Origin of the sequence: Enterococcus sp. C50 (assembly GCF_040887505.1) — a bacterium.
In the GTDB taxonomy this organism is placed as follows: Bacteria; Bacillota; Bacilli; order Lactobacillales; family Enterococcaceae; genus Enterococcus_B; species Enterococcus_B thailandicus.
Genome location: NZ_JBFOFW010000001.1, coordinates 295,107 through 318,901 on the forward strand (window position 1 = coordinate 295,107; position 23,795 = coordinate 318,901).

At 36.1% G+C, this 23,795-nt stretch carries 21 protein-coding genes, 1 pseudogene, 2 CRISPR repeat arrays and 2 riboswitches; of the genes and pseudogenes, 6 read left to right on the forward strand and 16 right to left on the reverse strand.

What is annotated here, in order from left to right:
- Nucleotides 1-37 precede the first annotated feature (37 nt).
- The 3 genes from thiT to AB3I20_RS01320 all read right to left on the reverse strand — a co-directional run bounded on the left by thiT (nt 38) and on the right by AB3I20_RS01320 (nt 3,090).
- Nucleotides 38-598 carry an energy-coupled thiamine transporter ThiT gene (thiT, locus tag AB3I20_RS01310; protein ID WP_067481930.1) on the reverse strand — a complete coding sequence of 187 codons (561 nt, stop codon included), beginning with the start codon at nt 596-598 and terminating at the stop codon, nt 38-40.
- Between the two features lie 55 nt (nt 599-653).
- A riboswitch (TPP riboswitch) is annotated at nt 654-755 on the reverse strand.
- A 132-nt stretch (nt 756-887) separates the two neighbouring features.
- A complete protein-coding gene (locus tag AB3I20_RS01315; RefSeq protein WP_067481928.1) occupies nt 888-2,207 on the reverse strand; it encodes a PTS sugar transporter subunit IIC in 1,320 nt (439 codons plus the stop codon).
- Nucleotides 2,208-2,376: 169 nt separating this feature from the next.
- Nucleotides 2,377-3,090 (reverse strand): GntR family transcriptional regulator, encoded by a 714-nt coding sequence (locus AB3I20_RS01320; RefSeq protein WP_067481926.1) that lies wholly within the window; start codon nt 3,088-3,090, stop codon nt 2,377-2,379.
- A 174-nt stretch (nt 3,091-3,264) separates the two neighbouring features.
- Here AB3I20_RS01320 and AB3I20_RS01325 point away from each other — a divergent pair, with 174 nt between their 5' ends.
- A complete protein-coding gene (locus AB3I20_RS01325) occupies nt 3,265-4,689 on the forward strand; it encodes a glycoside hydrolase family 1 protein (protein ID WP_067481924.1) in 1,425 nt (474 codons plus the stop codon).
- 204 nt (nt 4,690-4,893) lie between these two features.
- A CRISPR array of direct repeats spans nt 4,894-5,194; the repeat unit is 37 nt; unit sequence GTTTTAGAGCTATGCTGTTTTGAATGCTTCCAAAACA.
- Between the two features lie 45 nt (nt 5,195-5,239).
- Here AB3I20_RS01325 and AB3I20_RS01330 read toward each other — a convergent pair.
- On the reverse strand, nt 5,240-5,611 hold the full coding sequence (locus AB3I20_RS01330) for a pyridoxamine 5'-phosphate oxidase family protein (protein ID WP_067482431.1): 372 nt from the start codon (nt 5,609-5,611) through the stop codon (nt 5,240-5,242).
- 214 nt (nt 5,612-5,825) lie between these two features.
- Here AB3I20_RS01330 and AB3I20_RS01335 point away from each other — a divergent pair, with 214 nt between their 5' ends.
- Nucleotides 5,826-6,263, forward strand: coding sequence for a PH domain-containing protein (locus AB3I20_RS01335; RefSeq protein ID WP_067481922.1), 438 nt, complete (start codon nt 5,826-5,828; stop codon nt 6,261-6,263).
- 65 nt (nt 6,264-6,328) lie between these two features.
- Here the strand turns inward: AB3I20_RS01335 and AB3I20_RS01340 are convergent, their stop codons facing one another.
- Both AB3I20_RS01340 and AB3I20_RS01345 read right to left on the reverse strand, forming a co-directional pair.
- On the reverse strand, nt 6,329-6,706 hold the full coding sequence (locus AB3I20_RS01340; protein WP_067481920.1) for a MerR family transcriptional regulator: 378 nt from the start codon (nt 6,704-6,706) through the stop codon (nt 6,329-6,331).
- 49 nt (nt 6,707-6,755) lie between these two features.
- Nucleotides 6,756-7,610 (reverse strand): annotated as a pseudogene (locus tag AB3I20_RS01345) (aldo/keto reductase).
- Between the two features lie 536 nt (nt 7,611-8,146).
- Between AB3I20_RS01345 and AB3I20_RS01350 the strand changes: the two are divergent.
- A complete protein-coding gene (locus tag AB3I20_RS01350) occupies nt 8,147-8,347 on the forward strand; it encodes a hypothetical protein (RefSeq protein ID WP_067481918.1) in 201 nt (66 codons plus the stop codon).
- A gap of 80 nt (nt 8,348-8,427) precedes the next feature.
- On the opposite strand, the gene AB3I20_RS01355 is transcribed toward AB3I20_RS01350, so the two are convergent.
- Nucleotides 8,428-10,566, reverse strand: a complete 2,139-nt coding sequence (locus AB3I20_RS01355; RefSeq protein ID WP_368026847.1) for a UvrD-helicase domain-containing protein — start codon at nt 10,564-10,566, stop codon at nt 8,428-8,430.
- A gap of 512 nt (nt 10,567-11,078) precedes the next feature.
- On the opposite strand from AB3I20_RS01355, the gene AB3I20_RS01360 reads away from it, so the two are divergent.
- Both AB3I20_RS01360 and AB3I20_RS01365 read left to right on the forward strand, forming a co-directional pair.
- A complete protein-coding gene (locus tag AB3I20_RS01360; protein ID WP_067481914.1) occupies nt 11,079-12,143 on the forward strand; it encodes a type I restriction endonuclease in 1,065 nt (354 codons plus the stop codon).
- Nucleotides 12,144-12,283: 140 nt separating this feature from the next.
- Nucleotides 12,284-12,673, forward strand: coding sequence for a YxeA family protein (locus AB3I20_RS01365; RefSeq protein ID WP_067481912.1), 390 nt, complete (start codon nt 12,284-12,286; stop codon nt 12,671-12,673).
- 75 nt (nt 12,674-12,748) lie between these two features.
- On the opposite strand, the gene AB3I20_RS01370 is transcribed toward AB3I20_RS01365, so the two are convergent.
- The 4 genes from AB3I20_RS01370 to AB3I20_RS01385 form a co-directional block, all read right to left on the reverse strand.
- A complete protein-coding gene (locus AB3I20_RS01370; RefSeq protein WP_067481910.1) occupies nt 12,749-13,465 on the reverse strand; it encodes a transaldolase in 717 nt (238 codons plus the stop codon).
- 1 nt (nt 13,466) lies between these two features.
- On the reverse strand, nt 13,467-14,837 hold the full coding sequence (locus AB3I20_RS01375) for a PTS ascorbate transporter subunit IIC (RefSeq protein ID WP_067481908.1): 1,371 nt from the start codon (nt 14,835-14,837) through the stop codon (nt 13,467-13,469).
- 63 nt (nt 14,838-14,900) lie between these two features.
- Entirely contained in the window at nt 14,901-15,182 is a 282-nt protein-coding gene (locus AB3I20_RS01380) for a PTS sugar transporter subunit IIB (RefSeq protein ID WP_067481906.1), read from the reverse strand.
- Nucleotides 15,182-15,649, reverse strand: coding sequence for a PTS sugar transporter subunit IIA (locus AB3I20_RS01385; RefSeq protein ID WP_082294042.1), 468 nt, complete (start codon nt 15,647-15,649; stop codon nt 15,182-15,184). Before AB3I20_RS01385 ends, AB3I20_RS01380 begins: the two co-directional genes overlap by 1 nt.
- 263 nt (nt 15,650-15,912) lie before the next feature.
- On the opposite strand from AB3I20_RS01385, the gene AB3I20_RS01390 reads away from it, so the two are divergent.
- Nucleotides 15,913-17,820 (forward strand): BglG family transcription antiterminator, encoded by a 1,908-nt coding sequence (locus AB3I20_RS01390; RefSeq protein ID WP_067481904.1) that lies wholly within the window; start codon nt 15,913-15,915, stop codon nt 17,818-17,820.
- A 172-nt stretch (nt 17,821-17,992) separates the two neighbouring features.
- A CRISPR array of direct repeats spans nt 17,993-18,293; the repeat unit is 36 nt; unit sequence GTTTTGGAAGCATTCAAAACAGCATAGCTCTAAAAC.
- A gap of 266 nt (nt 18,294-18,559) precedes the next feature.
- On the opposite strand, the gene AB3I20_RS01395 is transcribed toward AB3I20_RS01390, so the two are convergent.
- From AB3I20_RS01395 to AB3I20_RS01415, 5 genes are all read right to left on the reverse strand, one after another.
- Nucleotides 18,560-19,939 carry an FAD-dependent oxidoreductase gene (locus AB3I20_RS01395; RefSeq protein WP_067481903.1) on the reverse strand — a complete coding sequence of 460 codons (1,380 nt, stop codon included), beginning with the start codon at nt 19,937-19,939 and terminating at the stop codon, nt 18,560-18,562.
- A gap of 176 nt (nt 19,940-20,115) precedes the next feature.
- Nucleotides 20,116-20,985 (reverse strand): histidine phosphatase family protein, encoded by an 870-nt coding sequence (locus AB3I20_RS01400; RefSeq protein WP_067481901.1) that lies wholly within the window; start codon nt 20,983-20,985, stop codon nt 20,116-20,118.
- A 497-nt stretch (nt 20,986-21,482) separates the two neighbouring features.
- Nucleotides 21,483-22,757: a phosphopyruvate hydratase gene (eno, locus tag AB3I20_RS01405; RefSeq protein ID WP_067481899.1), complete on the reverse strand. Its 1,275-nt coding sequence runs from the start codon at nt 22,755-22,757 to the stop codon at nt 21,483-21,485.
- Nucleotides 22,758-22,863: 106 nt separating this feature from the next.
- Nucleotides 22,864-22,929: riboswitch (Fluoride riboswitch) on the reverse strand.
- A 43-nt stretch (nt 22,930-22,972) separates the two neighbouring features.
- Nucleotides 22,973-23,275 carry a hypothetical protein gene (locus AB3I20_RS01410; RefSeq protein WP_067481896.1) on the reverse strand — a complete coding sequence of 101 codons (303 nt, stop codon included), beginning with the start codon at nt 23,273-23,275 and terminating at the stop codon, nt 22,973-22,975.
- Nucleotides 23,276-23,347: 72 nt separating this feature from the next.
- Nucleotides 23,348-23,710 carry a hypothetical protein gene (locus AB3I20_RS01415; RefSeq protein WP_067481894.1) on the reverse strand — a complete coding sequence of 121 codons (363 nt, stop codon included), beginning with the start codon at nt 23,708-23,710 and terminating at the stop codon, nt 23,348-23,350.
- Nucleotides 23,711-23,795: the final 85 nt, after the last annotated feature.

Below are 23,795 nucleotides of genomic sequence, written 5' to 3' on the forward strand. Positions count from 1 at the left end.
TGAGTCTTTTAAGAGTTTTTTTATTTTCAATTCCTTTTTACTTCAAAGGATCAAATAATTTTGGTGAAACTCGATAACATATAACGACAACGATTGCTACAGCGATTGCAGTAGCAAGGCCACTTGCGCCATTCATGACAAATGAAAAAAGCCAAGGGTTCATACCTTCTGGTGCGTAATCTCCCCAAAAAATACCGCCAGCCACAAAATGCCAGAAAAAGCGAGTAAAGGTTCCAACCACCGATGAGACAATTAGGATTCCATAAATTTTGGTTGTCTCTCCATTCACCATTGCGCGATGCAAAGATAAAGTAAACAATCCAGCGAATCCAGCAAAGGTAAATGCAATTGGGTATTCAATTAAAACTTGTGGGATACTTAAAAATTGAACTTTCCCCATTAAAAAGTGTAATAGACCCCAAATCAAGCCAGCACCTAACCCTGCCTTGAGACCTCTACGTAAAGCATAAATAGTTATTGGAATTTGCCCGATCGACAAAGTAAAACTGCTTCCAATGTCTAGTGGAATCAATGAAAGCACCATAGCTAATGCTGCGATAATTGTCCCCTCAATCCAAACTTTTGTTTCTGAATGCATAAAAAAACTCCTCCTTTAGAATCACCACAATTCACAAAGGAGAAGTGTTAGCTACACTTCCACTCGTCACAATTCCTACGTTCGTATGACCGAAACAGGTACGGAGGGTTTAGAGTAAACTCATTCTCAGCCTCGAAAGGCTCCCCTTTGTGAGTAGATTCTATTATTTTTTACTTACCCGACTAGCATAACATATTTTTTCTTTCGTCAGAAGTGAAAAGATTTTTTTTGTTTAAGCAAATCAAAAAGCGAACCATTGAACTGTTCGCTTTTTTAAGATTTCTGAACTTTATTTTGTCATATCAGACGTAACTTTTTCATCAATACGTAAAAATGGTAAGTAGATGAACACGCTAGCTGCAATAATTATCACTTGAAGAACTGCAGCACGCCAGTCCCCTCCAGTCGCTAAGAAACCAGAAATGATTGGTGGTGTCGTCCAAGGAATTTGGACAACGACGTGATTGATCAATCCAACTGCAGTCGCAAAATAGGCGACGGTTAACGAAAAAATTGGTGCTAAAACAAATGGAATAATCAAACTAATGTTAAAGACGATTGGTAACCCAAAAATAATCGGCTCGCTAATATTGAAGATAGCTGGTGTAACAGATAACTTAGCAAAATCTTTGTAGTCCTTACGACGACTAAAAATAAAAATCGCAATAAGTAAAGCAATTGTATTACCAGAGCCGCCCATTACAGCAAAAGTATCTTTGAATGCCATATTGATGATATGAGGAATCTCTTCTTTATTTGCATACGCAGCCATGTTTTCTTGCATATTTTGAATCAAGAATGGATCTAATAATGAACCTGAAATGACAGCTTGATGAATTCCGAAACCAAAAAATAGATTTGCAATAGATGTTAACAATAAGAATCCTGGTAGTCCAGTAGTGATTTTACTTAAAGGCTTTGTAATGATCGTAGTAATCAATGTGTTGACATCCATATGGAACAACTGATTGATAGCAAATGAACCAATCGCAAATACTGTGATCGTCAACATAATCGGAATCAAGACATTAAATGATTTCAAAACAGCTGGTGGAATATTTCCAGATAAATTGATCTGAAGTTTTTCATTTTTAGATAACTTAATAAACAATTCTGTTGCTGCGAGACCAACAAAAATACCGACAAACATGCCTGAAGCTCCAGTGTAAGCAATCGGAATCACTCCACTCACTTCAATTGCTTTTTGACTGTTCTCTGGAGTGAACATCGTAACCATTGGTGTAAGGACAATAAAAGTAGAAATAGCAACCAACACTGCAGCGATTGAATTTTGATAATTGCGGCTAACGCACATATGATAAGAAACTGCTGCTACGACTAACAATGTCGTAATGCTAAGTGTACCATTGCTAATTGAAATTCCGATTTCTTGAATTGTAGATAAAGTAGCCGGTCGAATAAAGTGACCTAGAAAACCGGTCGGCTCCAATATGACATAGTTAATCAAAGTGACAAATCCTGCCAGCATCATAAAAGGCATGAATGTTGCAAATGCATCTCGCAACGTTCGTAAGTGAATCTGGTTTCCTAACTTTGTTGCGACCATCCCAAACTTTTCAAGAATGATCTCTTTTTTATTTTTACCCATAAAACTCTCCCCCTTCATTTGTAAGCGATTGCTTTCACCTAGATAATAACTCGTCTTTCCGATAAAGTAAATATCTTTTTTAAAAAATATATACTTTTGTCGAAAATAAAAAATAAACAGCAAGAAGTTAAGCTTAACTTGCTGTTTATTTTGATTGCATATCCGATTTTTATTTTTCAACAAAGATTGCCTCAAAAATGAAGTCCTTATAAATATGTCTGGATAACGAATACTCAAACGGCGTTCCTGAGGACAAAGAGACGACTTTATCTACTTCAATCATAAATTCACCGGGCTCGATATTTAAAATTTTTGCATCAAACTCATTGGCGATATCTCCCTTAATCCATAAATGAGAGGATTTTATTTCCAAATTTAATTCGTCTGTGATATAAGCATAAACTGATTTTTTCAAATGCTTAGGTTCCAATCCAGGTATAACAGCCAATGGCATAAATGTTTGTTCAATCGAATAAGGTTGATGGTCTATAAATCGACTTCGAATAATATTGTAAATATAATCTTTTTCGCTGATTTCCAACATCTCCGCCACTTCTTTTGAAGGAAGTTCAATCGAAAAAGTATGGATTTCAGAGTCAACATGTTCTTCTCCCATCGCGCTCAATAAACCTTCGTTTGGACCGAAAACTTTTGAATTATCAATTGGTTTACGTAAGACTTCTGTCCCAAATCCGCTACGTGTTCGCAACACGCCCTCGGATACTAATAAATCAATTCCTTTTTTTACAGTTAATTTACTTGTTCCGTATTCTTCCGCCAATTGGTCACCAGTCGGCAATTTTGTTCCAACCTGATATTTATCATCCATGATTTTTCGCTTAACATCTAAATAAATCTCCATATATTTGGGAATCTGTTTCATACTTATCCTCCTTTCACTTAAAACAATAGCTTCTCATATACTTTACCATACTTTCAGCTGTTTTTAACTAAAAAAAATAAGCTCCTGTCGTAAAAGTATATATTTTTATAAAAAGATGTTTATTTTATTTGAAAGCGGTGTTATGATTGGTATGAATTTAAAGGAGGTCTATCAATGAGTACAATCAAAAAATTATCCTTTCCAGAAAATTTTTGGTGGGGATCTGCGTGGTCTGCTGAACAAGCTGAAGGTCGTGGCGAAACAGGAAAAGCTGAAACGGTGTGGGAACGTTGGTATAAAGAACAACCTAATCGCTTCTATCAAAGAATCAGCTCAGAAATCACAACCGATCACATTCATCGTTATAAAGAAGATATTCAATTGATGAAACAAACCGGACATAATTCTTTTCGAGTATCTATTTCTTGGGCAAGAATGTTTCCGCAAGATGGTGTAGGAGAAGTGAATCCACAAGCGATTGCTTTCTATCGTGATTTATTTACTGAAATGAATAAAAACGGAATAAAAGTTTTTGCTAATCTTTATCATTTTGATATGCCTGCTAAGTTACAGGATCAAGGTGGTTGGGAGTCACGGGATGTTGTTGAGGCTTATGTCCATTTTGCAAAAACGTGTTTTGAAGAATTTGGCGATTTAGTCTTTCACTGGTTTACGTTTAACGAACCACTTGGCCCAATCTTAGGCTCTTATTTAGAAGACTTCCACTATCCCAATTTGGTTGACTTTAAACGCGGAAGCCAAGCCGCATTTTTTACGATCTTAGCTCATGCGAAAGCAATCGAAGTCTTTAAAACATATAATTTATCAAGCAAGATTGGTGTCATTTTAAATCTTAGCCCAACTTTTCCAAGAAGTAATAATTCCGCTGATGTCAAAGCCGCGGAGATTGCAGATTTATTTTATACACGAAGCTTTTTAGATCCAATGGTGAAAGGAAACTTCCCGCCCAAACTGGTTGAACTTTTAACCGAATATGATCAGTTACCACTCGACTTTACTCAGGAGGATTTAGCAACGATTCAAGCGAATACCGCCCAAATTTTAGGATTGAACTATTATGAACCTCGCAGAGTAAAAGCTCGTCTAACAGCAATCAATCCCGAAAGCCCCTTCCTACCTGAATGGTTCTTTGAAAATCATGTAATGCCCGGGCGTCGTATGAACGAATATCGTGGTTGGGAAATTTATGAAAAAGGAATCTATGATTTATGTATGGATATCAAGAATAACTATGGAAATATTGAAGCATTTATCTCTGAAAATGGCATGGGTGTTGCAAACGAAGAACGATTTATGGATGAAGATGGACAAGTAATTGATGAGTATCGGATTGAATTTATTCGAGACCACTTAGCTTATCTTTGGAAAGCAATTGATGACGGCTGTAACATCAAAGGTTATCATTTATGGACATTTATTGATTGTTGGTCATGGATCAATTCGTACAAAAATCGTTACGGACTAGTTTCCTTAGATCTACCTACTCAAAAAAGAACAATCAAAAAAAGTGGCGAATTTTATAAAAAACTAAGTGATGAAAATGGATTTAATTACGATATTGATTTGTTAGTTCTTTAAACAATTATGTCCCTGTAGCTCAGACTCATCCATCAACCAAAAACTGGTTATGACAGAAAGTCAGTTTATGCTATACTAAAGAAAACTGTTCGTTGACATTCAAATAGCCAACATATTACCAAATAAATAGAAAGAAGCATTCAAACTGAAGCCTTGCTATGGGTGAATAGTGCGATTACGAAATCTCAAAAATTTTTATCCGAGGTTTTAGAGCTATGCTGTTTTGAATGCTTCCAAAACATCAAAATGAATTTCATTCAAAAGCTCTAAGTTTTAGAGCTATGCTGTTTTGAATGCTTCCAAAACAAATATGATTCACTACGCACAACAATTTGTGTTTTAGAGCTATGCTGTTTTGAATGCTTCCAAAACAAACGCTAAATAGAAAGCGTAATCTTCACAGTTTTAGAGCTATGCTGTTTTGAATGCTTCCAAAACATAGCCACGACCACGAAGCATTTTCTTTAAGTTTTAGAGCTATGCTGTTTTGAATGACTGGCTAAATGTATGATAAAAAAGGACCGCCCATTGAGAGCTGGTCCTTTTTTTGTTAAATTTTTTGATCAATTTCAGTGACAGTTATTTTTAGCACACGGCTTAAGAACGGAAACTTTTCCTTCATTTCATTAAAAATTGGTCCCTCTGTGATAAACTCAGCGGTTCCGTGCAAATGGAATCCTGCACCAGGTCCTATTGTACCAATGACTTCTTTGCTTCCAACGGTTAACATCACTTGATTATTTTTTTCGATATCTTGTTGAACACTGTGCATCCCAGCTGCAGGAATATATAATTTATCGCCACTGATTTGAACATAGCTATTCCAAGTGTTCACAGCATGAAAGCCCGGAGCATTTTCACTCGAAGAAATTATTGTTACTGCTCCCTCATGTCTCATTACCTCTAAAAATGTTTCATTCATCATTTTGCAGACCTCATTTCAATTATCGTAAGTTTATTATAGCACCACTAAGTATTTCGTTCACTTTCTAGTAATAAAAAAATCAGACTTATAACTTAAAAATATATACTATAATTATGTGCGACGTGGTACGATAAAATAAGGTATGATTAATTAAATAGTCAATCATACTAAGTGTTTAGACACAAAAAACAACAACTTAGGAGGTCTCAATATGGCATTATTTAATAATCTTGTACAAGGAGCTTTAGGAAATTACTCAGAAAAAACGCCAGAACAATTGACTCAAGAATATGGAGCATATCTTTTTGATAATGAAGAAATTACGATGGGCTATCAATTGGTTAGGGATGCGTTGATTTTTACCAATCATCGAGTGATTTTCGTTGATAAGCAAGGAGCAACTGGTAAGAAAACCGCCTTCCACTCGATACATCTTGATTCAATTGTCGAAGTCGATATGGAAACTGCTGGAACAGGATTAGATGACAGTGAGATTACAATTACTTATCTTAAAAATATTAATCAACGTTCAAACAACGAAGTGCATGCCGTACATAAATTTGAATTTCCTAAAAAGACGGATATCTTACCCTTATACCGCTATCTAGGAAATGTCAGTATGACAAATCGAACGCGAATCAACAAATAATTTTGAATTGTTTCGCCCACTTTGCCGTATCAAAAGGTGCAGTAAAGTGGGCTTTTTTTCGTTATTTATTGTAACTTTTGTTCAGACTCGCGCATGTGCCCTTCGTAGTTTTCGACTTTAAACAGCAAATAATCATGTGCTTCTTGCATTTTAGTTATTTTTTCTTGCATCAACTCAGCTTGCTCCAGTAATAATGCTTTGCGAGCTGGGATCGTTGAATCATCGTTTTCATAAATCATCGCCACATATTCGCGTAAGCTTTCCACACCCATTCCTGCATTCCGCATCGTCTTTGTGAATTTCAACTGATTAATGCTTCTTTCTGAAAAATTACGTAGCCCGTTTTCTTGTCTTGGTACGGGCATAATGATTCCGATTCGTTCATAATAACGGATGGTATCATTCGATAGTCCTGTTAGATTGACTGCTTCTTTGATATTCATGTTGTTTCCCTCCGGCAATTGATCATTTTGCAGCTACATTAATTAAAAATCAAAGTCTTTCCATAAACCATTTTACTCTTTCTGGATCATGATGGTCAAAAAATGCTGATTCTTTTTGATCTAATTGAGCAATCAACGCCAAATCCTCCGCTGATAATTCAAAATCAAAAATAGTAAAATTTTCTGCCATTCGTTCGGGATTCACAGATTTTGCCAAGGCGATGATTCCTCGCTACATCAACCAGCGCAAAACAACCTGCCCAACTGTTTTGTTATACTTTCGACCAATTCCGGCTAACGTTTCATTAGTAAACAGCTCATGCCGTCCTTCCGCAAAAGGTGCCCATGCTTCCATTTGAACATCACACATTTTATGATAACTGACAGCTTCTTGTTGTTGGTTCCAAGGATTAACCTCAATTTGGTTGACTTGTGGTTGGGCTACTTCATTCATTTTGACAAATTCAATTAGCTTTGCCGAATCAAAGTTGGAGAGTCCAATTGATTTAACCAAACCTTTTTCTTGTGCAGCTGCCAAGGCACGCCATGCACCATAAATGTCGCCATAAGGTTGATGAATCAAGTACAAATCCAGATAGTCCAGATTCATATTGATGAGTGATTGTTGGATAGCTTGGGTTGCCTTTTCTTCTCCCATTTGTTGAATAAAAAGTTTTGTTGTGATAAAGAGTTCTTCTCGTTGAACAAGCCCTTCAGCAATTGCACGTTGGATTCCTTGACCAGTTTGAACCTCATTTCCATATGAAATAGCTGTATCGATTAAACGATACCCGATTTTGATTGCTTGATAGACCGCTTCAGCAGTGTCTGCTAGTGGGATTTGATAGACACCAAAACCTAATTGTGGCATTTTTTTTCCGTTGTTTAATAGTTTGCTATTCACTATTCTTCACTCCTTTTTTAAGATAATTCCATTCAATCATCTGGAGTGCACTCTAAGTCAAGAAAACATTTTGCTATTTCTTTATTATTAACCACAACATGTTCATCTACTTCGATTAATAAGTAAGTCATCAACTTCTTACTGATTAATGAAATTTATAAACACGAGACGAGTACTCTTTAACTCTAAAGTAAAAGGAGATGTGAGAATACTTGTCTTGCATCCCTTTTTCCAGATAAATGGGTTCAAGAGGTAACTTCTTCAAAATAAAAATAAATTTCACAAAAATTTGAGAAGCAGCTTCTGGAAATTTATTCTTATTTATTGGAGCTAGACACTTCTTTCACAGCCTTATTCATGGTGTTCCCAAAGCAATTTATTCGACAATGACATTAAGTGGAAATCTCACAAAATTTGAAAAGCAATTTACAAAAATTTCTATTTACTAAAGCTAATAACCTCTGTCACAAGGATTTTTTAAGCAAAAAACTCCCACCCGGTAGGAGGAGGTCGTTCCCTATTTAAAAAGATTAAGCATGCTAGCTTCTACTGGATTTACTATTTTTGATTTGCAAAACTTGACCAGTGACGCACAAAATTTGACAAAGGAAGAACAAATTACCTTTACAGAAGAAAAGATTCAGGAAATAACTGCCATGCAAAATGACTTAGAAAGTGCGAAGGAACTCTTGTCTAAAATGGTTGCAGAAAGTAAAAAAAACGATTGCGTCCTCTAATTTTTTTAAAGAAGCGCGGGACAAAACACAAGAATGACTCGTGTTTTGCACCGCGCTTCAATTTTTAATCCTCAATCAATTCAATTTTTCTTCAACTGCTCCGTTAAAAATCTTGTCAATTCTCCCTCATACGTAATCCACACCGCTTGCGTTCCACGAGAAATCGCTGTATAAAGCAATCGTTGATCTTGCTCTGTCTGATAATTTTTGTCGGAAACATCAAACAAGATGACATGGTCAAACTCTAATCCTTTTGCTAATTCAATTGGTAGAATCCGTACTTTTTTTGTCACATGCTCAGAAAGTTCTGCTCGCAAACCATCTGCTTCTGCTAATGTTTTTGTCAGGATTGTATAAATTTTCTCAGAATCCAGTTGTTCAATCAGATGGATAAACACTGACAGTCGGTCATAAGGGAGCCACTGAATTGCTTCTCCGTCTGGACGAATAGGTGTAATTTGCATTTCTTCGGGATTTTCCAATAATGATGCAAATAGTTTCGTGATTGCGCCACTTGAACGATAACTTGTCGTTAATTGATAATAAACAACGGAGTCTCCTATCAGCTCACTGATTTCAGCAAAAGAAATCTGACTGTTAAAAATCCCTTGATTTTCGTCTCCCACCATTGTCAGATCAGCACGTGGCCAAAAATGACGAATCAATTGAAGCTGCGCAGGTGTATAATCTTGAATTTCATCAATCAAGATAACTTTGTAATCCAAAAGGTCAAGCTTTTCAACTAATGTATGCTGAATGAACAATTGGATTATTGCTTCATCGAGGGTCAAAATTTCTTGTAACAGATATTCTTCTCCTGTAAATGCTTGATACAATTGAACAATCAAGTTGGTACTATCCAACCAATCTAGCTCGTTGATTTGCTCTGTTACTCTCCGATATTTTTTCCTCAATAAGATTTCGGCGTATTTTGCTAACGCTGTTTCTGATTGTTCCGTTAATAATTTACCAAAATATTCTCGTTGCTGTTTTTCCGTCAGTTCTAATAACTGATTTCTCAACTTTGCACTTTGGCTTTGTTGCAACAAGTGATGTTCCCACTGCTGAAGCATTTTTTCTTTAGTGCCTGCAATTCGTTCACGTAAGTCATAGTCTGTTGGTGTAGAGTTAAACAACTCAGCAATTTGTTCAGGTGTAAAGAAGACTTGTTTCTTCTGATTCACCTCGTTAAAGGTGACCTGTAGTGAACGAGTATTCTCTAAAATAAATGTGATAAATGCTTGACTTCGTAAGACGCGTTCTTGTCTGGTTGCCTCTTGTCGACTGATACGTTGAAAATAAGTTGTTTCATCTTCCACTTCAGCTTCTGAAAAGTCTCTTGCCAATTGTAAAATAGTTAAGGTCGGTGGATTTTCTTCTCCTAAACTAGGCAAGACATCTGCAATATAATGACCAAATGCTTGGTTAGGTGAAAAAATCAAGATATCTTTTGCAGAATACGTTTGTTGATTTTGATAAAGGAGATACGCAATCCGTTGCATGATTGTTGAAGTTTTACCACTGCCGGCTACCCCATTGACCAGTACATTTTTTGCTTCTTGATCACGAATAATTCGATTTTGCTCTTGTTGGATTGTCGCCGTAATATCTCGCATCGTGCTCGAAGTATTTTGCGCTAATACGTCAAGCAATACATCATCTTGAATGGTTGTCTTAGTATCGAAGTAATTGATTGGTTGGTCTGCTTTAGTAATTAACTGTCGGCGATTTTCAATTGCTACTTCAATTTCTCGGTTGTTCACTTGATAATGAGACTTCCCTAGCTCATTGTTATAAAATAGTTCAGCAATCGGTGAACGCCAGTCGTAGATTAAATCTGATCCTTTTTCAGTGGTAAAACCATTGATTCCAATATAAAAATCTTCATCTGGTTCTTCCTCCAAAAAATCCACGGAAATTTTACCAAAATACGGCGAAGCTAGTAATCGCTCAACCTTTTCTAAATTCTTTCTAGCGGAATCCAGTTGAATATTGTACTGGTCAATTTGCCGATTCAAGGCTTCAATAGTGGCAAAGGTGTCTAAATTATCAGTGATATTGTCCATGTTTAAACGAATATCACCAGTCATTTCTTCAATGTGCTGTCGCCCATGCTGATCTTTTTGTTGAATCAACTGCAGCAATCGTTTTTTTTCTGCTTTCAACTCTTGATAAACTGACGTTAAATGCTGTTGTTCTTTTTTCTCTACATTCTTCAAGAAAACACGCCCTTTGCCTATTTATTAAATTACTAAAAAATGATCCGTAAATGTTTTATCTACGGAATAGCAGTTTACAGCCACATCCACTCAAAAACAAGGCTACAATTACAATTTTTTTTGCGGTATAATAAAGATATAAGAGAAGAACGATTTTAGGACTTTAAGTGTGGACTACTTGTTGGTCTGCTTTTTTTTGCTGTCGTAGTTACTTATTTTATCTTCTCATTTATATTTTTCACCTCTTTTTTTCAATCCATGATAGAATAATAATTGTAAAACGTTTACGAAAATATTTGATTTTTAAAATCATACAAGATAATAGAAATATCATGATGATACTTAATTATTCAAATTTTTTGATTTATAAATTATTTTCATTACAGATAATAAGGAATTATGTGTAAGACTTTGTGGGGAAAGCCTATTTTAAACCATCATTCTTTGATTATAAAATTTGTGTATTTACTACTTTCCTTTTGACTCGTAGTAAATACCCGAGGAGGATTAAAATGGAGTCGGAAAAATTCCAAGATACTTTAAAACAATTAGGAAAAAGAGTCATTGAATTAAAAGATAATATTGGTACAGAAGAAGCAACTAAAACTTCTCTTATCATGCCTTTTTTTTCAGCATTAGGATATGATATCTTTAATCCTACAGAATTCGTTCCTGAATTTACAGCGGACGTTGGTATAAAAAAGGGAGAGAAAGTTGACTATGCCATAGTTCTTGACGGTGCACCCACAATTCTTGTAGAAGCAAAATCCATCAATGAACCATTAACAAAGCATGACTCACAACTATTTAGATACTTTGGCACGACCATGTCTAAATTTGGGATTTTAACGAATGGTGAAGAATACAAATTCTTTACCGATTTAGATGAGCCTAATAAAATGGATCTCACACCTTTTTTGACTATTGATATAACAAATATTAAGGACAGCCAGATTCCTGAGTTAGCAAAATTCCACAAGGATAACTTTGATGTAGACAAAATCACTAGTTCTGCTGCTGAGCTTAAATATCTAAGTTCTTTAAAAAATTATCTTAACTCCGAACTCAATGATCCTACTGAAGAGTTCGTTAAGTATCTTCTAGGTGAAATATATGATGGGATGAAAACCAAACAAACAATTGAAAAGTTTAAACCGATAATAAAAAAAGGACTGAATCAATTTATCTCTGAACGAGTAAATGATAAATTAAGTGCTGCCCTTAAAACTTCTGTATCTGTTGAGGAAACGGATACTCCGTCAGATTCTGATACAACAGACAGCTCGGATAATGAAATTGTAACTACCCCTGAAGAACTAGAATCTTATACAATCTGTAAAGTCGTCTTAAAAGATACTATCCCTTTGGACCGACTCTTCTATCGTGACAATAGAAGTTACTTCAACATCTTGCTTGATAATAATATTAGAAAATGGATTTTACGCGTATACTTTAACACCAGTAGCATGAAGATTGAATTGAATGATGACAATCATACTGTTTATGAATTGAAAGAACCTATCGATATCTACAATCATTCAAAAGAAATCATTGATGTCGTTACTAATTTTCTATAATTCACGATCAAATGGATAGCCCGTCTTGATTACGATTACCACCTTATCTTGGCCTTGCAAAACTGTTAGCACCCTGTTAGCCCTATCTTGGATCACCCTTGGTATACTAGAACATATTTCTAGGAGAAAAAGGTGATAAGATGAAAAAAGTGATTGGCGTAATATTTTTAGCATTATTGGCATTCGGTGGATTTAAAGGGTATCAATATTATCAAGATACTTATGTTGGTGAAGTTGCCTATGCCCATGTGCCAAACGAAGTCCCGGCTAAAGTAAAACATAAAAGTGAAAGTGCTATTGGTGACAATAGTCCCTGGTTTTCTTACGACTACGACCTTACTTTTGTTAAAGAAGACGGCTCAACTGAAAAACGAGAGATTCAGATCTCTAATGACAATGCGGAACCATTGATTCCAAATTCATATGTCAAAGTAAAAATGAGTAAAAAGCGGATTATCGAAGGTCCCAATACAATTGATCAAAAAGACTTACCCGAGAAAGTAAATAATAAACTAGTTACTACTAACTAGTCCAATAAATCTTATAAAAAGAGAAGCTTGGAACAATCAGTCGATTGCTTCAAGCTTCTCTTTTTATTGCTTAAGTTATTCTTCATCCAAAATAGTAAATCCTAGAGTTTGGATATCTCGATTGAACATTTTGACGGTTTCCAACGAAAGTTCATTCAAGTCCATGTGATACATTGACAATTTAGAAAGGATCGCAGGCGTCACAGTAATAATATCAACACCTAACTGTTCTGCTTGCACGATGTTGTAAACTTCTCTTGAACTTGCCCAAAGTAATTTAGTTCCTTCTTTACGGCCACAAATTTTCAAAGATTTTTCCATCAATGGTAAGGGATCGATTCCTGTGTCAGCAACACGTCCAGCAAATACAGAAACGATGTTTTCAGTGCCATTCGCTAATGCACCAACTGTGGCTTCTACTTGTTCTAAAGTCATGATAGCTGTGATGTTAAGTTTCAATCCTTTTTCTGATAATCGCTGGATTAATTCAGTTGATGACTCACCTTTCGTATTCATGATTGGAATTTTGACGTAAACATTGTCGCCCAATGCAGCGAGTTTCAAAGCTTCTTTTTCCATCGTTGCAAAATCATCGGCAAAAACTTCAAAACTGATAGGTAATCCTTCGACTTTTTCCAATACTTCTTTTGCAAAAGCAACATAATTCGTAATTCCCGCCTGTTTCATCAAACTAGGGTTAGTTGTAAATCCCGAAACGATTCCAGCAGCTTTCATCTTCAACATCTCTTCAATCACTGCACCATCTGAATAAATATCAAGGTTAAAATTCATGTTAATCAAGCTCCATTTCTTCATTATTAATCGCTGTTTTAGATGGTCGAATAATACTTGGGGCAATCAAAGCGACTAGAACTGCCACAATGATGACATAGATTCCCGTTTGTCCAAATTGACCACCAACTTTTCCTAATAAAATACCAATCCATCCAAAGTCAAAATCACCAAAGGTTGCATTTGAAAATCCTAGCTGACCTAAAACTGGTAATAAAAGTGCTGGTAAAAAGGCTAAGAATAAGCCATTGACGAATGAGCCAACCACTGCACCGCGTCGTCCCCCAGTTGCATTACCGTAAACACCGGCAGTTGCACCACAGAAAAAGTGCGGAACCAATCCAGGGATAATCAATACACCACCAAAAGCGCCAAGGATAAACATACCAATCAAGCCACCAACGAAACTTGAAATAAACCCAATGATAACTGCTGTTTGTGCATATGGGAAAAATACCGCACAGTCAACAGCTGGCACAGCATTTGGAATGACTTTATCAGCAATTCCCTGAAACGCAGGTAATAAATCAGCAAGAATCATACGGACACCCGAATAAACAATTGTAACGCCTACTGCGAATTTCAATCCACAAAGAATCGCGAATAAATAGGGTGATTTTCCGTCTGATAAAGTCGAAACAAATTCAGGTCCCGCCGCAATAGCGGAAATCAAGTAAAAAATCACCATCGTTAATGCAGTAGAAATTGTCGTATTTCGTAAGAACCCAAATTTTTCTGGCACTTGAATATCTTCTGTCGACTTTGAACCTTTTCCAACGATGCTCCCAATAAAAGCGGATAAGTAATAACCAATCGAGCCAAAGTGTCCCATAGCGATTTCATCACCATCAGTGACACGAAGCGTATATTTTTGACCAATTGCTGGAGAAATTGCGCTCCATGCACCTAAGAAAAAGCCACCGACTAAAATCAAAGAGGTTCCAGAAAAGCCAACTGCACCTAATACTGCCGATAATAAACACGCCATAAAGAATGAATGATGACCAGTTAAAAAGACATATTTATAACGGGTAAAGCGTGCTACTAACAAATTGACAATCAGTCCAACGATTAAGATCGACATTGTTTCAACACCAAGAATTTTTTGTGCGACAGAAGTTACAGCTTCATTATTTGGCACTACTCCTGTAATGTGAAATCCTTTTTCAATCATCTGAGAAAGTGGATCAAGGTTTCCACTAATAACGTCTGCACCTGCGGCTAACATCAAGTAACCAAGAATTGGTCCCAATGTTCCGGTTAAGATTTTGTGTCCAGGTGCTTTCATTGCAACCAAGCCAACCAAAGCAACTAACCCCATCAAAATTGCTGGTTCACTAAACATATCCTTGAGAAATTCCAAAAATTCCATTATGAATCCTCCTGTTTTATTGAATCTATTTAATCCTCTCATATGGCCATATAAGATAAATGATTACCCTTTACTTAATTCTTCCAATACTGGTAAAATGTCTTCCGAAATTTTTTTCTTGTCTGCGTAGCTTCTAACGACAGCGACTTTTTTGTTTGCAGGAAACTGTTTGGCAAATTCATCGACTGTTACAAACAGATCGGGTTCTTCTCCCAACGCTGCATTAAAATCACTGGATTTCGCATCAACTTCAAACCCATTCTTTTTCGCAATCTGATTGATTTTCATTGCCAATAAATTACTACTACCAATTCCATTCCCACACACTGTAATAATTTTGATCATTATAATTCCTCCTCTTCTTTGATAAACTTTTCTGCTAGTTTAATAAATGCTGTTTTTGTCGATGTTTCTAATAATGCATCGACTTTTTCCTCTTCATCAATTAGTGCGGAAATTTTTTGAAGCATTGCCAGATGAGCCTCATTATTATCCGTTGCTAGACAAATAATTAAGTACACATCTTTTACATCACCAAAAGAAATCGGCTCAACTAATTTCAAAATACTAAATCCTGTTCCTAATGCGCCTGCTTCTGGTCGGGCGTGAGGCATTGCAACTCGTGGTACTAATACCATGTACGTGCCCATTTCTCGAACGTTTTTGATCATTGCCTGAATATACTTTTCTTCAATGATTCGTTCTCGTAGTAAAGGTTCTGCGGCTAACTTCACTGCCTCTTCCCAGTTAGCAACCTTTGATTTGAATGCTAGATGATTTTCACATAAATAGTGCTGTTCGATTTCTTTCACTCGATTACCTCCTCGCTATCCATACTATAAATGAAATCGCATACATCCGATACCACTTCTCTTTCCTTTTCAAAGTGGAAAGAGCTGAATTTTTTAGTTCAATGACTTCCGTTATTAAATGGAAATCATTTGACCACCTTCAAACGAATCCATCATGCCTTGGAACTGTAAGCCTTTTCTTTCTTTTGGATTTCTTATTAAAATCTGCCAATTGTAATTCAGCTCATTCCTATATATGATAACAATTAAGGGGGGAGCTAATTATGTTTGCGTATAAAAGATTAAACCAGCTGTTTCAACGTCTCTATACCGAAAAAAATTGTTCCAGTGAGCAGCTGGCTTCGGACTTTTCAGTTTCTAAACGAACAATCAGAAATGATTTGAAGGAGTTAAATGATTTTCTAGCGAAATACGATGCCACAGTCGTGCTCAAAAGAGGTATTGGATACGAAATGTTACACAAAGAAAATGTTCAAGAACTATTTACCGAGCTGCATTCACAATCAACCACCCCATCCCATCAACTAGAAACTTCTGAAGATCGAATCAAGCAATTATTACTTCTGTTCTTATTTTCAGAGAAAGAAATATCACTAGATGAACTGTGCAATCAATTATATGTCGGGCGAACGACAATCTTAGGTTATATTCGCCAGCTTCGCTTATTACTTGCTTCTTATGAGATCAAAATCACTTCAAAAGTAAACATTGGGTATAAAATCGTTGGGGAAGAATCAGCTATCCGGCAGGTAATCTCAGATCAATTAATTGAAAAAAATTTTGAGAGCTATATCTCGCAGTTTTCTCGTAATGAGTATGAACTGTTTCACGAAATCAACTTAGTCGAACTATCACAGTTAGTAACAGATTACTTTCCACCTAATCTGTATAAAATTTCTGACTATCATCGAAAAAATTTTGTTATTCACCTAGCCATTGCTATCCTTAGAGTGAAAAATCAGCATCATCTTGAATCTGTTTCGAGTTTTTTTATTATTGATGAAAAGATTCAGTCTTCAATCAGAGAACTTTTGACAGCTATCGAAAAAAAGAATCAAATCAGCTTTGACCTTCAAGACGAAATCTGGTTACAGAACCATCTCTTTTTAGATTTACAACAGCCGCAACATTCCAGTAGCCAAACAACTAAGATCTATCAATTCATTGATCAGATGTTGATGGAACTTAATGAAATGATTGGTGAAGACCTGCAACAAGATGAGATTTTACGAAAAGATCTCTTTATCCATTTTTCTAGTTACCTGACATTAAAGGAAATTATGAAAAATAAAAAAAATCCCCTATTATCGGAGATCAAAAAGAATTTTTCGTATGCCTTTGAATTAGCTGTTTTGGCAACAAACAATAGTAAGTGGCTAAGCACCTTTGAGTTCACCGAAGATGACATTGGTTACCTAGCTTTACACATTGCGGCAGCGATTGAGCGAAAAAAAGCACACACAGCAGATAAAAAACGAATTTTGGTTGTCTGTGGTCAAGGCGTTTCGACAAGTCGGTTGATTGAAGCGATGCTCAAAAAGCGTTTTTCTGATCAATTAGAAATCATCGATACTATTTCCTATGCAACTTATCAAACAAAAAAGTTAACAAACGTTGATTTTCTTATCTCAACAGTTCCTCTCGAAGATAAACAGATTCCTGTTATCCAAATCGACTTTTTAGATATTAAACAAGGGATGGGCAAAATTGAAAAACTTTTAGCTGCTGAAGAAGAAAAACGTCATTTTTTGAGCTTGTTTGATCCAGCCTTATTCGTTGTCAACAATCAGCAACTTACACGGGACGAATTAATCCAGTCAATCGGAACTATTTTACAAGAACAAGACATTGTCGCTGAAGATTTTATTGAAAAAGTGATTGATCGAGAAGAAATTGCACCAACAAATATCACTGAGTTGATCGCAATCCCTCATGCTATTGATGCCTCCATCCAGAAAACAAAAATTTTTGTTTACATCTCAAAAGAACCGATTTTTTGGCGTCCGAATGCAACCGTAAAAATCATCTTTTTACTTGCCGTTGCTGAAGATGACAAAGACAAACTCCAAGCTTTTTTTGAGTATTTATCTGATCTTGTAGAAGACCGAAAACTACAACAAAAAATAGCTGATACGCAAAATTTTGAAATGTTTCTAGGTACTATTCGTTAATTAAATTAGGTATCAAAAAAACGCAGTTTCATGAATAGCTCCCTACTTTTAAGGAACTACATGAAACTGCGTTCTTTTTTACTGCAAATTATCATCAGTTATTCTTGAGTCAATATCACGTATTCTTTCTGCTACTTTTTATAAACACATACTAAAACAATGACAGTTTCAGTCAAAAGTAAGCATTCAAAACAGCATAGCTCTAAAACAGCCTATAGTCGCTTTTCTTTAATACGACTGTTTTGGAAGCATTCAAAACAGCATAGCTCTAAAACAATGTACAACGACTAATTAAGTTAGCTAATGTTTTGGAAGCATTCAAAACAGCATAGCTCTAAAACTAGCTAACAAGTGGGTAAAATCAAGTCCCAGTTTTGGAAGCATTCAAAACAGCATAGCTCTAAAACAACAGACATGGTGGCACGCCTAGCAGAATTGTTTTGGAAGCATTCAAAACAGCATAGCTCTAAAACCTCGGTTCAAATTTTTGAGGTTCCGTAATCGCACTATTCGCCCATAGCAAGACTCCAGTTTGAATGCTTCTTCGTTAACGTCATTGGTTATTCTTATTTCAAGGAACACTTTTCTTTAGTATAGCATGAAACCTTATTTGCAACGAAAATAGTTGGAAAACAATAAGCTTTTCACTATACTGGCTATCATTTGATTGTAAATGAAAAAATCAACCTCCAAAAGCCTGTCCATTTGACTACTTTTGGAGGTTGATTCAATTTTCGCTTTATTCAATAAATTCTTTTTCAGCTAAAGCATGTTGTGCAGCTAGGTTCAACAGACTCCATTGACGGTCAAATCCTGGTTGGAAGAAAAAGTCTGCCTCAGCTAAATCTTCTAGTGTTAATTTTTGTTGGATTGCTAAAGCTAACACATTTCCTTGAGCAGTAATATCATAAGTTGATAACACAGCTCCACCCAAAATTTGATGGGTCGTTGGATCGAAAAATAGTTGAACAGAAACTCTCGTATTTCCAAATTTTTCTGGTACATATTTTGGTCGTAAAGTATCTTCAAAGTAAGCAGAGGCAATTGTTACTCCTGCTTTACCCGCTGTAAAACTATTCAAACCACTTGCAGCAAAATGATAGTCAAATACACTCAATGCGGATGAACCAACTACTCCGCCAAAAGGTTGGCTTGGAATGCTTTCAAATAAATGTTGCACAACATAACGTGCTTCTCTTCTGGCAACTGTCGCCAAAGCAATTGGCATTTTGGCACGTGCCGGAATCGAATAAGCAAGTGTTGCATCACCAATGGCATACACATCTGGAAGATTGGTTTGAAGGTATTCATTCGTTACAATCCAACCACGTTGATCTAAGTCAACGGTTCCTTCTAACCATTCAGTATTGGCTTTTACTCCTGCTGCTTGAATGATCAAATCAGTTGGGATTTCTTCACCGTTTACTTGAATAGCGGAAACATTTCCTTCGCCTAAAAATGCTTCAATTTTTGCGCCGGTCATGACTTGGATTCCTTTTTCTGTTAAATGCTCTGCTAAAATATCTGTCATTTCTTGGTCCAGATAAGTGCCTAATGGACGGTCTATCATATCTAAAAGAATTACTTCTTTCCCAGCTTTACAAAAAGCTTCGGCTGCTTCAATACCAATATATCCAGCACCAATAACTGCTACATGTTTAACATCAGAATCATTGAGCTTTTCTTTGATTTTCGTTGCCCAGTTATACCCACGCATCAAATAAACATTTTCTAAATCGGTACCTGGAACTGGAAGCGAATTTGGTGTGACACCAGAGCTTAGAATCAATTTATCATATGCATAATCAGTAGTCTGATCTTCCAGTGTATTGGTGACAGTCACTGTCTTTTGATCTGCATTGATTGCTTTTACTAAATGATTATTCAAAATGTGTACATTTTCTTCTGGAAAGTTTTCTGGTCGAAAGTTTCTGACATCATTTACATCCGTTACTTGGTCCTCTAAATAAAGTTCCATTCCACACGACATAAACGAAATATAATCTCCAGCCTCAAATAACGTAATCTCCACATTTTCACCATATCTAGATAATAATTCTAAAATAGATTGATGTCCGCCATGTGATGCACCTACGATGATAACTTTTCTTTTACTCACGATAAATCTCCTTCCTTGTATAAAAAATAAACTTCCCCCCACAGTTCCAGAATAGTACGAACGAATTTATCTGTCATACCATTTGCTTGTGAAAAATCAAAAGTTATTTTTTAGTTTTCCGGAGCTGACCGCTTGGAGCCACAACTTTTTTGAGCAAGTTACTTTTCATCTGCAGACTATTTATCTTTTGCACCTTTTTCTAAGTAAGATAAATCATTAACTGATTCCACTGTATACTTACCATCTTGATAAATAATTTTACAAACACTGGCATTTTTTAAGCCAGTTGGCGGAACTTCTGCCGATTCATCAATTGATGCGACAAATGAAGCAATTGTCATACCGTGTGAAGTGATTAAGATTTTATCTTGCCCTTTTTCCTCAGCTGTTTTAACAATGTCAGCTACTGCACTCGAAACACGGTCAATAACTGTTTGATAATCCTCTGCTCGCCAACTCACTTCATCAGCAGCGACATCATGCTCTTTTCCTAATTCTTCAAGTTTCTTTTCATCTAATTCATGTAAAGTGTCTGCAAAACCTTGGATTGTTTTGACGAATCCTTCTTCACCCATTTCATTTTGCCACTCTTCTAACGTTTTTCCTTGTTCTTTGGCAATTTCGCTCCACATTTCAGGATTGGGAATTCCTTCATAGGTACCAAAGTTGAATTCACGTAATCGTTTGTCAGTGTGTAATGTATCTAAAAGCTTTTCTTGTCCATTATTTTTCAATACTAAGGTTGCTGTTTCGACTGCTCGTCCGCTATCACTAGAATAAACTGCATCAAAATCTACATCTGCTAATCCCCTCCCCAAGTCCTCTGCAACAGCGATGCCTGCCGGTGTTAACGGTGCATCGATCCAGCCTTGCGAGCGATCCGTTGTGTTCAGCATAGTTTTGCCATGTCTTGCTAAATAAATTTCTACTTGATCTGGCGCTTTATTTGCCTCTTTTTCAGTACTTGTTGCGGAGTTTGTTTCTTGACAAGCTGATAAAGAAAACATCAATCCAATCATTCCTACTACTTTCAACCACTTTTTCATTTCTATCCCCTTCCATTTTTAAGCACATGTCAAAAAATTCCAACGAACGTTTTAACAATGTACTTCTTGATACATTCTTTTTTAGTGATAGCGAGTTGCTATAATCAAAATGCTCCTTTCTTTAAGCTACTAGTTACTAAAATTTCGTTTTAGCAACTAGTAATTCTATTACCAACTATCCTCAGATAGAATTACACAAAAAAAGACCTAACCAGTCGAAACTGGTCAGGTCTTGCTTAACTTAATAATAACAATCCTATTATTCTTTGCTTATTCAATTTACTATACAAATAAATTACCATTTAGAGAAAGCGCTGTCAATATGATTTGTTCTTTCTTTTTCTATCTCAGACTTTCTTTTGCTTTTAGTTAGCATTTTCAACGAATCAAGCGTGTTTGCTGCTCACATAATAGCTGAAAAAAGAAAAAAGGGGTTCAAGTGAACTTTCTCTCGCTTGAACCCCTTTTTTAATTAAATTTAGCTAATTCTTTGTTTTTTATTGGACTTTAGGAAACTGTGCAAGTGCGCCGTAGCCTTCTAGCTCTTCTTCGATACGTAAAAATTGATTGTATTTTTCAACACGTTCACTGCGTGCCATCGAACCAGTTTTAATTTGACCAGCATTCATCGCAACTGCAAAATCGGCAATAAATGTGTCTCCTGTTTCACCAGAACGATGAGAAATCATCGTTGTGTAGCCATTTTTTCGTGCCATTTTGATGGCTTCAATGGACTCTGACACTGTTCCAATTTGATTTAGTTTAATTAAAATCGAGTTGGCAACACCTTTGGCAATTCCTTCAGCAAAAATCGTTGGATTAGTTACAAAGATATCATCACCAATTAGTTGAATGGTTTGACCCATTTCATCCGTCATTTTTTTGAATCCGTCCCAATCATGCTCTGAAAATCCGTCTTCAATAGAAATGATTGCTGGATATTTTTTAACTAAATTTTGGTAATAAGCAAGCATTTCATCAGAACTTAATTCTTTTCCTTCAAAATGATATTTTTTTGTTTCATCTTCATAGAATTCACTGGAAGCTGGATCAAGTGCGATACCAATTTCCGTTTTTGGTTCGTAACCTGCTTCTTCAATTGCACGATAAAGCATTTCAATCGCAGCTTCTGTACTTCCTAGTTTTGGTGCGAAGCCACCTTCATCTCCGACAGCTGTTTCGTAGCCGTCTTTTGCTAAAATATTTTTTAATGTATGGTAAATGTTAGCAATTTTTTCTACGCCATCACGGAAAGTTGTTCGTTGAATGGGCGTAATCAAAAATTCTTGCACATCAATACCAGAATCTGCATGAACACCTCCGTTGATTACATTGAAAAATGGTTGAGGTAGCTCTAAATCAACGCCACCAAGATAACGATACAATGGAACTTTTTTACTTTGTGCCGCTGCGCGAGCAACCGCCATTGAAACACCAAGAATCGCGTTTGCTCCAAGTCGTCCTTTGTTTGATGTTCCGTCTAAATCAATCATCATTTTATCAATTTTTGCTTGGTCAAAAGGTGAAGTTCCCTTCAATGCATCATTGATTTCTCCATTGACATTAGCAACAGCTTTACTAACTCCTTTTCCTAATAAACGAGTACCGCCATCACGTAATTCCACGGCTTCACGATCACCAGTAGAGGCGCCGCTTGGCACTTCGGCTCTGCCTAATGTTCCATCAGATAAAATCACATCGACTTCCACCGTTGGATTTCCGCGTGAATCAAAAATTTCTCTTGCTTTTACTTGTTCAATTACTACTGTCATCTTTTTTTCCTCCTAGTTTTTACAAAAATGCAATAAAAAAACGCCTATTGTAAAGCAATTACTTAAAAACAGAGTACAACAAATACACTCTTGGATAAGTAATTAGTTTACAATAGGCGCCATCAGCTGATTTACTCAGCGTTTAGGAGGGAGCACCATCCCTCACACATAACGTTAGCACGTTTAGATAATTGTTTCAACTAGAAACACTTCTATCATTCATCTTCCAGCTTAAAATAGTAATCGATGATTGCTTTTATTCCTTGATAATCTTTGATTACAAAGAGATTTGATGGCACTTCAATAATTGGTAGCTTTTTTTCATTGATGAATGGTGCTAACTGTCTCGGTACAATCAGATAGTCTACCTGCTCTTTATCTCGAAGGTAATTCAGCGAAACATCATAGTCTTTAGAAAAGAACTCTTTTAAATGTTGCTGATTTCTTAAGCCTATAGGGAGTGCGGAATAAGACAATCCACCGTCTACCGCTAAGACAAAACAAATCTTCTTTTTCATTACAAACACGCTCCTCACTTATAAAAACAGTAACAATTTCTTATCAGTCCAATTCTCATAGTAACAGTCACACTAATTGATGAATCTCGGATCAACGGTTGAATTAGAAACAAAGAAATCTGTCTTGATTTGAATATCAAATGTTTCTGTAACTAATTTTTCAATTGTTGCGAAAGAATTAGTCGTGCTGATTCGATAGATTTTTGTGCCGTAGTTGATCCATTCAGCTGCTTGCAACAATTCTCGGTAGCCACGTACATCCGGTTTTCTATCAGTAAATACGACAAAGTAATCATGGATTAATTCGCCATTACTTGAACGATTCATACTTGTTGTTGCCCTTTTGATAGGGGTTCCAATTTTTTCGTACAGTTGTAAAGGGCTTCGTCCCCAGATATCAACAGGTTCCTCAGCTTCTTGCTTGTGTTTAACCATCTTATCCCTTCTTCATCATAACTCATTTGTTTCTTTTATCCTACAACGAATAAGGCAAATTTACGAATCTTACTTTTAGACAGAC

Coding starts and splice junctions, on each gene's coding strand:
- AB3I20_RS01410 (WP_067481896.1), bottom strand. CDS start 23,275: ATGAAAAAGAAGATTTGTTTTGTCTTAGCGGTAGACGGTGGATTGTCT.
- AB3I20_RS01330 (WP_067482431.1), bottom strand. CDS start 5,611: ATGAATGAAACATTTTTAGAGGTAATGAGACATGAGGGAGCAGTAACA.
- AB3I20_RS01340 (WP_067481920.1), bottom strand. CDS start 6,706: ATGAATATCAAAGAAGCAGTCAATCTAACAGGACTATCGAATGATACC.
- AB3I20_RS01325 (WP_067481924.1), top strand. CDS start 3,265: ATGAGTACAATCAAAAAATTATCCTTTCCAGAAAATTTTTGGTGGGGA.
- AB3I20_RS01335 (WP_067481922.1), top strand. CDS start 5,826: ATGGCATTATTTAATAATCTTGTACAAGGAGCTTTAGGAAATTACTCA.
- AB3I20_RS01365 (WP_067481912.1), top strand. CDS start 12,284: ATGAAAAAAGTGATTGGCGTAATATTTTTAGCATTATTGGCATTCGGT.
- AB3I20_RS01400 (WP_067481901.1), bottom strand. CDS start 20,985: ATGAAAAAGTGGTTGAAAGTAGTAGGAATGATTGGATTGATGTTTTCT.
- thiT (WP_067481930.1), bottom strand. CDS start 598: ATGCATTCAGAAACAAAAGTTTGGATTGAGGGGACAATTATCGCAGCA.
- AB3I20_RS01415 (WP_067481894.1), bottom strand. CDS start 23,710: ATGGTTAAACACAAGCAAGAAGCTGAGGAACCTGTTGATATCTGGGGA.
- AB3I20_RS01375 (WP_067481908.1), bottom strand. CDS start 14,837: ATGGAATTTTTGGAATTTCTCAAGGATATGTTTAGTGAACCAGCAATT.
- AB3I20_RS01320 (WP_067481926.1), bottom strand. CDS start 3,090: ATGAAACAGATTCCCAAATATATGGAGATTTATTTAGATGTTAAGCGA.
- AB3I20_RS01370 (WP_067481910.1), bottom strand. CDS start 13,465: ATGAATTTTAACCTTGATATTTATTCAGATGGTGCAGTGATTGAAGAG.
- AB3I20_RS01315 (WP_067481928.1), bottom strand. CDS start 2,207: ATGGGTAAAAATAAAAAAGAGATCATTCTTGAAAAGTTTGGGATGGTC.
- AB3I20_RS01350 (WP_067481918.1), top strand. CDS start 8,147: ATGCTAGCTTCTACTGGATTTACTATTTTTGATTTGCAAAACTTGACC.
- AB3I20_RS01390 (WP_067481904.1), top strand. CDS start 15,913: ATGTTTGCGTATAAAAGATTAAACCAGCTGTTTCAACGTCTCTATACC.
- AB3I20_RS01360 (WP_067481914.1), top strand. CDS start 11,079: ATGGAGTCGGAAAAATTCCAAGATACTTTAAAACAATTAGGAAAAAGA.
- eno (WP_067481899.1), bottom strand. CDS start 22,757: ATGACAGTAGTAATTGAACAAGTAAAAGCAAGAGAAATTTTTGATTCA.
- AB3I20_RS01380 (WP_067481906.1), bottom strand. CDS start 15,182: ATGATCAAAATTATTACAGTGTGTGGGAATGGAATTGGTAGTAGTAAT.